At 42.8% G+C, this 11,738-nt stretch carries 10 protein-coding genes and 1 tRNA gene; 8 read left to right on the plus strand and 3 right to left on the minus strand.

Annotation, left to right across the window (positions count from 1 at the left end; translation table 11 throughout):
- The coding region (locus O9290_RS06345; RefSeq protein WP_288059773.1) for a DUF4351 domain-containing protein at positions 1 to 364 on the plus strand (364 nt) is incomplete at its 5' end.
- 29 nt (positions 365 to 393) lie between these two features.
- Here the strand turns inward: O9290_RS06345 and priA are convergent.
- A complete protein-coding gene (gene priA, locus O9290_RS06350; RefSeq protein ID WP_288059771.1) occupies positions 394 to 2,883 on the minus strand; it encodes a primosomal protein N' in 2,490 nt (829 codons plus the stop codon).
- Positions 2,884 to 3,715: 832 nt separating this feature from the next.
- Between priA and O9290_RS06355 the strand changes: the two genes are divergently transcribed.
- The 3 genes from O9290_RS06355 to O9290_RS06365 all read left to right on the plus strand — a co-directional run bounded on the left by O9290_RS06355 (position 3,716) and on the right by O9290_RS06365 (position 6,531).
- A complete protein-coding gene (locus tag O9290_RS06355; protein ID WP_288054638.1) occupies positions 3,716 to 4,849 on the plus strand; it encodes an RNA polymerase sigma factor, RpoD/SigA family in 1,134 nt (377 codons plus the stop codon).
- 116 nt (positions 4,850 to 4,965) lie between these two features.
- Positions 4,966 to 5,091, plus strand: coding sequence for a hypothetical protein (locus O9290_RS06360; protein WP_002759678.1), 126 nt, complete (start codon positions 4,966 to 4,968; stop codon positions 5,089 to 5,091).
- A gap of 234 nt (positions 5,092 to 5,325) precedes the next feature.
- Positions 5,326 to 6,531 (plus strand): aminotransferase class V-fold PLP-dependent enzyme, encoded by a 1,206-nt coding sequence (locus O9290_RS06365; RefSeq protein WP_288054640.1) that lies wholly within the window; start codon positions 5,326 to 5,328, stop codon positions 6,529 to 6,531.
- On the opposite strand, the gene O9290_RS06370 is transcribed toward O9290_RS06365, so the two are convergent.
- Together O9290_RS06370 and ruvB are read right to left on the minus strand one after the other, a co-directional pair.
- The gene (locus O9290_RS06370) at positions 6,500 to 7,276 is read right to left on the minus strand and encodes an RNA polymerase sigma factor SigF (RefSeq protein ID WP_288054641.1); all 777 of its coding nucleotides are present in this window, start codon (positions 7,274 to 7,276) and stop codon (positions 6,500 to 6,502) included. The two genes, O9290_RS06365 and O9290_RS06370, sit on opposite strands and share 32 nt — an antisense overlap.
- 465 nt (positions 7,277 to 7,741) lie before the next feature.
- Positions 7,742 to 8,818 carry a Holliday junction branch migration DNA helicase RuvB gene (gene ruvB, locus O9290_RS06375; protein WP_002759675.1) on the minus strand — a complete coding sequence of 359 codons (1,077 nt, stop codon included), beginning with the start codon at positions 8,816 to 8,818 and terminating at the stop codon, positions 7,742 to 7,744.
- 23 nt (positions 8,819 to 8,841) lie between these two features.
- Between ruvB and hisF the strand changes: the two genes are divergently transcribed.
- From hisF to O9290_RS06395, 4 genes are all read left to right on the plus strand, one after another.
- Positions 8,842 to 9,606 carry an imidazole glycerol phosphate synthase subunit HisF gene (gene hisF, locus O9290_RS06380; protein WP_288054643.1) on the plus strand — a complete coding sequence of 255 codons (765 nt, stop codon included), beginning with the start codon at positions 8,842 to 8,844 and terminating at the stop codon, positions 9,604 to 9,606.
- A 245-nt stretch (positions 9,607 to 9,851) separates the two neighbouring features.
- A complete protein-coding gene (locus O9290_RS06385) occupies positions 9,852 to 10,052 on the plus strand; it encodes a hypothetical protein (RefSeq protein ID WP_002744967.1) in 201 nt (66 codons plus the stop codon).
- Positions 10,053 to 10,170: 118 nt separating this feature from the next.
- A tRNA-Ala gene (locus tag O9290_RS06390) sits at positions 10,171 to 10,243 on the plus strand.
- 308 nt (positions 10,244 to 10,551) lie between these two features.
- Entirely contained in the window at positions 10,552 to 11,649 is a 1,098-nt protein-coding gene (locus O9290_RS06395) for an AI-2E family transporter (protein WP_002759673.1), read from the plus strand.
- Positions 11,650 to 11,738: the final 89 nt, after the last annotated feature.

An 11,738-nucleotide genomic window follows, 5' to 3' on the forward strand; every position in this document is an offset into this window, starting at 1 on the left:
AAAATCGGCTTCTTTAAACTTATTGTATAATCTGAGTAGAAATTTAGAAGCGTTATCGAAAAAAACACAGGAGGATAGGGAGTTTATTATGCGTTTAGCTCCACTTTACCAACAGGATAGGGAACAAGCGGTTCAAGAGGGACTGAAAAGAGGACTACAGCAAGGTGTACAGCAGGGTCTTGAACAGGGTAGAATTCAAGAAGCCAATCTTGTTATTAGACTTCTTCAACGACGTTTCGGTGAAATACCGCAAAATCTTGAGGAAACCATCCGTAACCTTCCTGTGGAGCGGTTAGAAGACTTAGGACTCGCTTTATTAGACTTTGACACTTTGACGGATTTAGATAACTGGTTGCATCCGTGAGCAATGGCGATCATCTCATTCATCCTTGATTATTCTATAGTTAAGGGGTCCACATCGATCGCCATACTTACCTTGGGTAAAACTAAGCTTTTCAAAGGACGCAAAAGACCACCGATATCAGCCTTTTCTCCCGATAATTTTAACAGAATTTGCCAGCGATAACGGTTAGCCACGCGCATAATTGTTGCGGGTGCAGGTCCCAAAATATCCCAATCGGAACCCAAATTATTAACACATTCCTCTGCGACATTTTCGGCACTTTTCTGGACTGCTTCCCCATCTAAACCACTAAAGCGAATTAAGACTAAACTGCCGTAGGGAGGATAATTTAAACTCTCTCTGTGCATTAATTCCGTCTCGACAAAACCCTCATAATCGTGGGTTTGCACTGCTCTAATCACGGGATGTTCGGGGGTATAGGTTTGGATAATTACCTTTCCTTCTCTTTCTCCCCTTCCTGCTCTCCCTGCTACTTGGGTGAGGGTTTGAAAAGCGCGTTCGGAGGCGCGATAATCGGAGTGATAAAGTAAACCATCGGCAGCCATAATTCCCACTAAAGTAACTCGCTCGATATCTAATCCTTTGGTGAGCATTTGGGTTCCAACTAGGACATCGAATTCACCATCAGTAAATAGTTTTAATAGTTCCCGGGGAGCATTTTTGTTGCGGGTGGTATCACTATCAAAACGCAAGCAACGCAAATCGGGAAATTCTTTGGTTAATTCTTGGGTGACGCGCTGAGTACCTGTACCAAAAAATTTTAGATAGGGAGAACCGCATTCAGGACATTGTTTCGGATGAATGCGACCATAGTTGCAGTAGTGACAGCGTAGTAATTCCTGCGCTCCCGGTTCGGTGTGGTGGTAGGAGAGGGAGACATCACAGTGGGGACACTCCAGCACATAACCGCAACTTCGGCAAGATACAAAAGTACTATGACCCCGGCGACTGACGAATAAAATTGCCTGTTCTCCCTTGTCGCGCAGGGTTTCCAGAGATGAACGCAGGGATTGACTAAAAAGAGAACGATTGCCTCGTTGCAATTCCCGTCGCATATCGACGATTTCCACCCTCGGTAAGGGGCGATTTTGGATGCGTTCGGGCAAAGATAGGTAAAGACTGGGATTAGCTTGGGATTCTAGCCATGTTTCTAGGGATGGCGTGGCCGAGCCTAAAATTACGGGACAATGGTTTAATTGAGAGCGCCATTTAGCCACGGTACGCGCGTGATAGGTGGGAAGTAATTGACTTTGTTTAAAGCTGCTATCGTGTTCTTCATCGAGGATAATCATGCCTAGATGGGGTAAAGGGGCAAAAATCGCCGATCTCGTCCCGATAATAACTTGCGGGGTTCCTGTCAACATCTGTCGCCAGGTATCGTATCTTTCTCCTTCCGAGAGGGCGCTATGATAAACATAGACTCGATCGCCAAAACGGGACACAAAGCGATCGGTTAATTGCGGTGTTAATCCAATTTCGGGGACTAAAACCAAGGCAGATTTACCCGCTGCTAGGACAGGCGCGATCGCCTGTAGATAGACTTCTGTTTTACCCGATCCCGTCACTCCGTGTAAGAGGACGCTTTCACCACCTTTCAGGGTTTGAATGGCTTCTAAAGCCTGTTTTTGACTAGAAGTGAGTGTTTTTGGTTGATCCCTGCTCATAATCGCCGAGGATAAGCGCAGAAATTCCCGATCCTCAATCACCACATAACCCTTGTCAATGAGCGGTTTAAAATGTTTTGTCCCCGCAAGTTGTGCCAATTCTGGCAGCCACATTTCTCCTCCCTGGTGGCGTAAAATTTCGACAATTTTGCGCTGATTTTCAGTTAAATCAGCAGGAAAGTCGGTTATTAGCAGGGTAATGGCTTTTTTTTGTTTAATATTGGTACTTTTGGGTGCTTCTAGATAGCTTTCCACCCAACCGCGCTTAACTAAGTCTCGGATACCGTAATTGGCATTTTTTACTTTTTCTTGCAGGTATTTCGCCGAATAATCGCCTTCTTTTTGATTTTTTAGCAGGGATAAAATCTGACGGGAGAGGGGAGTACAAAAAACTTCCGCACCGGGGGGAATCGCTTCTGGTTTTAATCTGATGCGACGTTGGGAACTTCGCAGTAAACCCGTAGGTAAAGCGACGCGAACAACGGTGATTAAATCCGTCGCGTAGTATTGGGCGATTTTCGTCAATAACTGCCAATAATTATCGGGGAAAAAGCCCTTAGTAATCACATCTTCCACGGGACGAATTTGATTTTCTTCTAGTCCTGGGGGCAAATTTTCGAGAAATCTAAGAGCAATTCCCCCAATTACCTGAGAACCAAAGGGAACGCTTAAAATATCGCCTATTTCTACTGTTAAATCCTGGGGGATACTATAGGTTAATATTTGCTGATCCTCTTGACTATCTCTAGGATAAGGGCGATCAACCAAAACCTCTAACCACAGTTGCCCAGTTGTGGTTAATTGGTAAGGTGTGCGAGGTTCCGCTACAGTTAGAGTAGCACAGCGATCGAGCATGGTTATCAGTTATCAGTGGGAAGTGGGGAGTGGGAAGTGGGGAGTGGGAAGTGGGAAGTGGGAAGTGGGAAGTGGGGAGAATGGGGTATTTAAATTATAGTTTAAAGCTTGAGGGGAATAAAACCAGTTAATTTTCTCTAAAAACAGTTTAAATATTGCTTTTTTGCCCGCAAATTTTGATTTTTAGCCCGTGAAATCTTCCCAAATGATAATTATTGACTATTAGCTATTAAATCGCACCCTAGTTAGGGTTTGATTAATAAATCTAAAAACCTTGTTGGATAATATCTTTAGGCTTTTTTGAAATCAAAAAGTGCCAGATATGGGAGGGATCGGGGGGGAGAATTAGGCACTTTTTCCCTGAAACTTAGGTAATTGACCACCTGAAAATGGGTAAAACCCCACACCCCACACCCCACACCCCACACCCCACACCCTACCCCCAGGAAAAACTTTTTGCCGCAAACCCTAGTTAGTCAAAACTTGAGAATAGTTCTCAATAGAAAAAGCGAAGAATAGTCATAAAAAGCTGACTGCTATCTTGATTGTTAAGAAGCGTGATCTTTACCTAGTCAAATACCAAAAACCTTAGTTAGAGTGTATAAGTGGAAACCCTGAAAGTCTCCCCTATTCACCAGAAAATCTGATTATCTGGTTGAGGGATTTGTAACCATCGACACAGAATCGCGCAATTATATCCCAGAAATGGCCGCCATTAATTAAGAAAACGTTTAAAAAATCTGCTCCCCGAAAATTCAATGTAACAATCAGCCCATTGGGAGAAATTGAGTTTCTCCCTGCTATTATAATCCCACTCCATCCATAACTGCTTATGAAAATCTCTAAACTAGCCTCTGATGATAATTTTAATCAAATCATTGCCCTGGAGACAAATCCTTTAGAACTAGACAGCGTGGATTTTGCTGAAAGAACTGACGAAGAGCTGACTGAACCTTTACCGGAAACCCTAAAAACCACTCGTGGGGGTAGTGGAACTGGATACGATAAGGGCAGCAATGAAGATACTGTTGGGGCATTTTTTAAAGAAATGGCCCGTTATCCCCTGCTTAATGCGGAAGAAGAAATTGAATTAGCCTACTCGGTTAAGTTTCTCATGGAAGCGGAAGAAGTACGCCAAAAACTGCAAGAAAATTTACATCGTCCCCCGACGAAAACGGAATGGGCGATCGCTTTAGAATTAGATAATGAACGTCAACTGGAAAACCGTCTTTATCGCGGACGAACAGCTAAACGGAAAATGATTCGTTCTAATTTGCGCTTGGTGGTTTCTATCGCTAAACGCTATTTAAATCGCGGAGTTCCTTTCTTAGATTTAATTCAAGAAGGTGCGATCGGACTCAACCGTGCGGCCGAAAAATTCGATCCCAATAAAGGTTATAAATTCTCTACCTATGCTTATTGGTGGATTCGACAAGCAATCACCCGCACCATTGCTAACGATGCGCGGACAATTCGTTTACCGATTCACATTGTCGAAAAACTCAATAAACTCAAAAAAGCGCAGCGCATTCTCAAGCAAGATTTACAGCGCAATCCCAATGAACGGGAACTCGCGGAAGCGTTGGAAACGACTCCCGAACAATTGCGGCAATTATTACAATTGCGTCGTCAATCTCTCTCTTTAAATCATCGTGTAGGGAAGGGAGAAGATACGGAATTAGTGGATCTGTTGGAAGATGATGATCTACAACTTCCCGAAGATAAAATGAATGAGATGATGATGCGTCAAGAAATTTTCGCAGTTTTAAGTGATGTTCTTACGGAACGGGAAAAAGATGTTATCTCCCTCCGTTATGGTTTAGCTACCAGTCAACCCTATACCCTAGAGGAAGTGGGGGGAATGTTCAATTTATCTCGGGAACGAGTACGTCAAATTCAAACTAAAGCGATGCGAAAATTACGTCGTCCTCAAGTCGCACGTCGTCTGAAAGGATGGTTACATTAATAACTTTTTCTAACTCGTTCTCTCCCCTCTCCTTTTTCCCGGAGAGCTTTTTTTTGTCGATATTTAGCTTAAAATTAAGATCAAGCTGATTTTCTCAGTAGATAGTCATAATACCTATGAACCGACATCTCCAACGGAAAGTGAAAACGGGAAAATATCAATCTCCAGAAAATCATCCTCTCATAGATGGAGAAACTTTTGTCACTGAAATTATCCATCGTTTTCAAACCATGGGAGATTAATATAAAATGGGTCGTTATAAGTAGGGAGGCACAATTATTGGTAGGATGGGTTAGCGGTAGCGTAACATGAGCGGGTGTTGGGTTTCATGCTTCAACCCAACCTACGTTCATCTTGTATTTAATTCCACCCACCCGCTTATCATAAATAAATATACTAGCTAGTCAGAAGCTGAATATAACAGGCAATTTCTCATCTATTTTTTCTAGTTCTGAATAAAATCAAATTAATTCAATATGTCCAAAAACTTTTGGTTAATTCCCGATAATATCTATTTTCTCAACCATGGTTCCTATGGTGCAACCCCTAGAATAGTCTTGGATTATCAGCAACAATTGCGGGAACGAATGGAAAGACAACCTTTAGCATTTTTGGGGAGAGAATTAGAGGGTTTATTAGATATTGCTAGGCAAAAATTAGCGGATTTAGTGGGAGTAAATAGCGATGATTTAGTCTTTGTTCCCAATGCAACCACAGCAGTGAATGCGGTGTTAAATTCCTTAACTTTTCAGGAAAATGAGGAAATTCTGATCACCGATCAGACCTATAATGCTTGTGCTAATGCAGTTAAACATATAGCTAAAAGATGGGGTTTAAAGGTAATTATCGCTAAAATTCCCTTTCCTGTACAGTCCCCTTTAGAAATTAGTCAAGCAATTTTAGCATCTGTTTCTCCCCAGACAAAATTAGTAGTTTTAGATCATGTCACCAGTCCCACGGCCTTAATTTGGCCAATCGCAGAAATTGTGCAAGAATTAAATAATCTGGGCATTGATACTCTCATCGATGGCGCTCATGCTTTAGGTTTTTTACCCCTTAATATCGCGGCAATTAATCCCACCTATTATACTGCTAATTGTCATAAGTGGTTATGTAGTCCCAAGGGGGCTGCTTTTCTCTATGTGCGCGGGGATAAACAGGCAATAATTCGACCTTTAACTATTAGCCATGGAGCGAATTCCCCTCCACAAGATCGCTCCCGTTTTCAGTTAGAATTTGCTTGGATGGGAACCGATGATCCCACCGCTTATTTATCAGTGCCAAAAGCGATCGAGTTTTTAAATTCTCTCTCTATTGATGGTTTACTGGGTCTGATGGCGAGGAATCGTAATTTGGTTTTAAAAGCCAGAAATTTGCTTTGTCATGCCTTAGAGGTCAATTATCCCTGTCCAGAATCAATGATCGGATCAATGTCTTCAATTCTGATTCCTAGTTATGCTTGGGCAGCAGAAGATTTATCTAGACAACTGTGGGAAAAATATCAGATTGAAGTGCCGATAATTCCTTGGGGAGAAGCATCATTAATTGTGAGGATTTCTGCTCACTACTATAATTCGATCGAGCAGTATGAATATTTAGCTGGGGTTTTAAATTACTTGCTATTGCGGCCGTATCAAACCGATAATTGGTCTAAAATGCTTCTTGGATCATGGTTTCCTTGAGCATTTCTAAACCCTTTTTCACCCGACGGGAGACGGTAACGACACTAATGCCTAATTGTTCGGCGGTTTCCCGTTGAGTAAGATCCTTAAGGAAGACAAATTCGAGAATATGACGGGTTTTTTCTTCTAATTGAGCCAGTGCCTGTTGTAAACGAATGCGATCCTCTTGACAAAGTTGAAAGCTGCGATAACGGGGATCGGGAACGAGGTCTTTTAAACAAGTATTATTATCTTCATCGTTATTAACCGTCACATCGAGACTGAGGGGTTCACGGTTTTGGAAAGCCAGTTTTACCTCTTGCCATTCTTCGCTCGAAATATTTAAAGCGCGGGAGATTTCCGTATCATTGGGTTGACGATTGTGGATAGTCTGGAAATCCCGACGCACATTTGTCGCTTGTCTGCCTAAATCTAACCAACGACGAGGAATACGAACTGTATAACTTTTATCGCGCAGATGGTGTTGAATTTCGCCGCGAATATAGGGAATAGCGAAGGAGCTAAAAGCATGACCTTTGCTGCTATCAAAACGCTCGATCGCCCGAATTAGTCCCATAGAGCCAACCTGCACTAAATCTTCGTAATTTTCATGGCATTGATTAACCCAATGATGAGCTTCCCTTCTGACTAATCCTAGGTTTAACTCCATAATTTGATCCCGTAACTTATTATCTCCCGTTTTTTGGTATTTTTGAAACAGGGTAAGAGTTTCCAGTTTAAGATTTTCTTTATTTAGGACAAACATAGGGCACTAACAGACTTAAAAAATATTGACTATAAAAGATCACTATTGTGCAATTAGCTTTGACCAATCCCAATACAGTCTAGATGAGAAGCGGTAAGCAATGTCAACAATGTAACTTACTACGATCATGATGATACGACCTTTATATAAAGACTTGTGTGATTTGACGCGGTCGACCAAGTATTTAAAGACACAGATAAGCTGAAACCCAGGTAATTAGGGTTGGCTGAACAGGTTGTTTCTAGAGACAGGGTATGGGGTGTAGGGTGTGGGGTGTAGGGTGTGGGGTGTAGGGTGTGGGGTTTTATCGATTTTCAGGTGGTCAACTACCTAATTTTCAGGGAAAAAGTCCCTGAATTTTCCTCCCGATCCCCGCAATGGCTGGCACTTTTTGAGGGGAAAAAAGTCTAAGAGTCTTAATCCAACAAGGTTTTCAGATTTATTCAGCCAGCCCTATCTAGAAAACTACAACTCAAACAAAGGTAAACTCCGATCCTTATTTTTCGGCAATTTCGCCAGTAATCCTAAATGTTCGTAGGCGGCTGACGTCACTACGCGACCCCGGGGAGTACGATTAAGATAACCTATTTGTAATAAATAAGGCTCGTGTACCTCCTCGATCGTCTTGGCATCTTCTCCCGTGGCTGCCGCTACCGCTTCCAATCCCACGGGTTTACCTTGAAACTGTTGGATCATCGTCTTTAATACTAATCGATCGGTCCAATCTAAACCCATAGAATCTACATTTAATTGATTTAATCCCTCAGCGGCTAACTGGGGGCTAATCATAGTTTCTCCCTTCACCTGCACATAGTCGCGTACTCGTTTTAATAAACGATTGGCAATGCGTGGAGTTCCCCGACTGCGACGGGCAATTTCGATCGCACCCGCTTCAGTAATGGGAATATTAAAAATAGTAGCACTTCTGAGAATAATTGCCGTCAATTCCTCAACTGTATAGAAACGCAGACGTTGAATCATGCCAAAACGATCGCGTAAAGGGGAAGTTAAAGAGCCAACTTTGGTAGTAGCACCGATTAAAGTAAAGGGAGGTAAAGAAATACTGCGAATTTTCGCCGCTTGACCCTTGCCAATCGTCACATCCAGGCGATAATCCTCCATCGCTGGGTATAATAACTCCTCCGTCACCCGATTCAGTCGATGAATTTCGTCGATAAAAAGAATATCCCGGGGTTGAAGATTGATCAGGATGCCGGTAATATCCCGGGGACGCTCTAAAGCGGGGGCGGCGGTAATGCGGCAATTTACTCCCATCTCGGCCGCTAAAATTAAAGCCATGGTGGTTTTTCCTAACCCCGGCGGTCCGTAGAAGAGTAAATGATCGATCGCTTCTTGTCTAGCTTTGGCCGCGGCGATGGTGACTTTTAGATTAGCCTTTAAGTCCTGTTGACCGATATAATCCTCTAGGGATTGCGGACGAATCTGCGCTGCTGCTTTTTCCGTTTCTTCTATAGTGGGATTGGGAGTGAGCAGATTTTCCTCGGCAGCCGGGGGGGAATTGTGCGATCGTTTGATGGCCATTGTTACAATCAAGAGTCTAGGATATGTTAGCGAAGCGGATTTTGCCTTGTTTGGATGTCAATAAAGGTCGGGTAGTTAAAGGGGTTAATTTTGTCAATCTTCAGGATGCTGGCGACCCCGTGGAGTTAGCCCGCTTGTATAATCAGGCAGGGGCCGATGAGTTGGTTTTTCTTGATATTACTGCTACCCATGAAGATCGCGACACGATTATTGATGTAGTCTATCGTACGGCGGAACAGGTTTTTATTCCTCTGACAGTGGGTGGCGGTATCCAATCCTTAGAAAATATTAAAAATTTGTTAAGAGCCGGGGCCGATAAAGTCAGCATTAACTCGGCTGCCGTGCGCGAGCCGAAATTGCTCGATCGAGCCAGCGATCGCTTTGGGAAACAGTGTATTGTGGTGGCGATCGATGCTAGACGACGTAAGGATGAGCATAACCCCGGTTGGGAGGTTTATGTTCGGGGTGGACGCGAAAATACGGGTATTGATGCTTTATTATGGGCGCAAGAAGTGGAAAAACGCGGGGCGGGTGAGTTGTTAGTTACCAGTATGGATGCTGACGGCACGCAAGCGGGTTACGATCTGGCCTTGACAAAAGCGATCGCTGAAAGGGTGGAGATTCCTGTGATTGCTTCGGGAGGAGCGGGTAATTGTCAGCATATCTACGAAGCATTGACGGAAGGGCGGGCAGAAGCAGCTTTATTGGCTTCTTTGCTCCATTATGGTCAATTAACCATCGCTGAGGTCAAAAATTATCTGCAAAATCACCAAGTACCCGTGCGTTAGCCGGGGAAAATGAGAGCAAGATTTGCAGAACTTAATCTAGGGATTGAGTCGCTTTTTCGGGAAAAGGATTTCTTTAGGCTGCAAACCAAGAAGAGTAAGGTTTACACCTATTACTGAAAGTCAATGGCTGACGGCTGATAGCCCCGATCGAGAAACCGGCAAAAATCCCTGTTTTTAACTTCAGTCCGATTATCCCTGGGGAAAATTATGTATTAGAATAGATGAAAGTTAACAAAATTTAAAATATGTTAGTTCCGATTCTCATCTTTGACCTCGGTCTTGTGGCTTGGTCATTGCATCTGATGCAGCAAGCGTTCGACAGGCAAGAGTTTTCCTTGATGCTGGCGGGAACCTTGGTGGCAGCAGCGGCAGCGGCTATGTTAGTAGTTTATTTCCTCATGGGTCACTGTTTAACCTATTTAACCCAAATTTCGGCTCCTGTCTAAATGGGGGCGATTGTTTCACTCTTGTGGATGAGCGATCGTCTTGGCAGTGACAAATTTTTTTCTCGCCCCCCCTTGACAAAATGATTCTATTTAAGCTATATTCAAAAATGGTCTTCGCGGGGTTATAGCTCAGTTGGTAGAGCACCTCAATGGCATTGAGGGGGTCAGCGGTTCGAATCCGCTTAGCTCCATAAAGTTAGGATAAGAGTTTCAGAGTTGCTTGGACCAGAAAAGTAACGAGGAGATGCTAGATTGAAAGAGGATTTCTGGTTAGAAAAGTCTCTTTTTACCTCGATACTCTCTCAGGACAAAATTAATAAACCTCTTGCATAATTAATTTTTGAGGGTTCAAAAAAGGCAAAAACAAGGATTAAATTACATAAAATCTGTAAATAGACCGTTTAATTGATTATTATTCATTCTTAATTCTCCTGACTACTAACTCCTGACTCCTGACTCCTAACCCTAACAACAATTTTTGATTTTTACAAGAGGTCTAATGATAGAGCTTTTTAAGCAACTACCTCGTTGGTTGCGGCTAAGTCTAGTTTTTCCGCTCTTATTTCTCAATGGTTGGTTATTATTCCAATTATTTAGCTATCTAGAACCCTTAGTCAGTATTTTTGTCACTGCTAGTTTACTAGCTTTTGTCCTAGATGTTCCCATCAAACTGCTGCAAAGACGCGGGGTTAATCGCAGTGGTTCGATCGCTATTGTCTTTTTAATTGCCCTATTAATTTTGAGCGTTTTAGGTTTAATTTTAATTCCCCAGATTGTCGAGCAATTAAGCAGTTTAATCAATAGTTTGCCCCAGTGGATCGAGTCGGGAACCGAACAGATACAAAATTTAGAAAAGTGGGATAAAACTCAGAAATATGCGATTTATATCGAGCAATCAATTACCCAGTTATCGGAACGACTAACTAACGTTTTACAAACTCTTAGCACTCAATTACTAAGCTTTGTGCTGGGAACTATCAACAGTATCCTAAACATTCTATTTGTTCTGGTTCTCACCGTCTTTCTTGTTCTCTATGGCGAACAAATTTGGGAGGGAATTTTTAGCTGGATTCCTGCTCCCTGGAATCTCAAATTAAGAACGATTATTCGTCAAACTTTTGAAACCTATTTTGCCGGTCAAACCATTTTAGCGGGAATTCTCAGCCTTGCTCAAATTTTTGTTTTTGTGATTCTCAAGGTTGATTATGCCCTATTATTTGGGGTGGCGATCGGTCTAACTACATTAATTCCTTTTGCCAGTGCCTTTGCCATTATTGGGATTAGTACCCTACTGATGTTTCAAGATTTTTGGTTAGGATTAAAAGTTTTGACCCTGACTATTATTGTCGGTCAAATTAATGATAATGTCATCGCCCCTCGGTTAATGGGAGGCATGATCGGACTTAATCCCGTCTGGATTATCCTATCTCTTTTTATCGGGGGTAAAGTGGCAGGAATTCTCGGTTTATTGATAGCAGTTCCCATCGCTAGTGTGCTGAAAAGTACCATCGATATCATCCGCTCGCAGCAGCGGGAAAAAGAACCAGTAGTTTTCCTAGAAGAAACGGTGAAAAATTCCTCAGAGGAGAGCAAATAATAATAAATCCTGTTTAAAGGGAAGTGGGGTGTGGGGTGTGGGGTGTGGGGTGTGGGGAGGTGGGAGGGCTGTTTGTGGTGTGGGGTGTC

This window comes from Microcystis sp. LE19-41.2A (assembly GCF_027530405.1).
GTDB classification, from domain to species: Bacteria; Cyanobacteriota; Cyanobacteriia; order Cyanobacteriales; family Microcystaceae; genus Microcystis; species Microcystis aeruginosa.

Coding starts and splice junctions, on each gene's coding strand:
- O9290_RS06385 (WP_002744967.1), top strand. CDS start 9,852: ATGTTAGTTCCGATTCTCATCTTTGACCTCGGTCTTGTGGCTTGGTCA.
- hisF (WP_288054643.1), top strand. CDS start 8,842: ATGTTAGCGAAGCGGATTTTGCCTTGTTTGGATGTCAATAAAGGTCGG.
- O9290_RS06360 (WP_002759678.1), top strand. CDS start 4,966: ATGAACCGACATCTCCAACGGAAAGTGAAAACGGGAAAATATCAATCT.
- O9290_RS06395 (WP_002759673.1), top strand. CDS start 10,552: ATGATAGAGCTTTTTAAGCAACTACCTCGTTGGTTGCGGCTAAGTCTA.
- O9290_RS06370 (WP_288054641.1), bottom strand. CDS start 7,276: ATGTTTGTCCTAAATAAAGAAAATCTTAAACTGGAAACTCTTACCCTG.
- O9290_RS06355 (WP_288054638.1), top strand. CDS start 3,716: ATGAAAATCTCTAAACTAGCCTCTGATGATAATTTTAATCAAATCATT.
- ruvB (WP_002759675.1), bottom strand. CDS start 8,818: ATGGCCATCAAACGATCGCACAATTCCCCCCCGGCTGCCGAGGAAAAT.
- O9290_RS06365 (WP_288054640.1), top strand. CDS start 5,326: ATGTCCAAAAACTTTTGGTTAATTCCCGATAATATCTATTTTCTCAAC.
- priA (WP_288059771.1), bottom strand. CDS start 2,883: ATGCTCGATCGCTGTGCTACTCTAACTGTAGCGGAACCTCGCACACCT.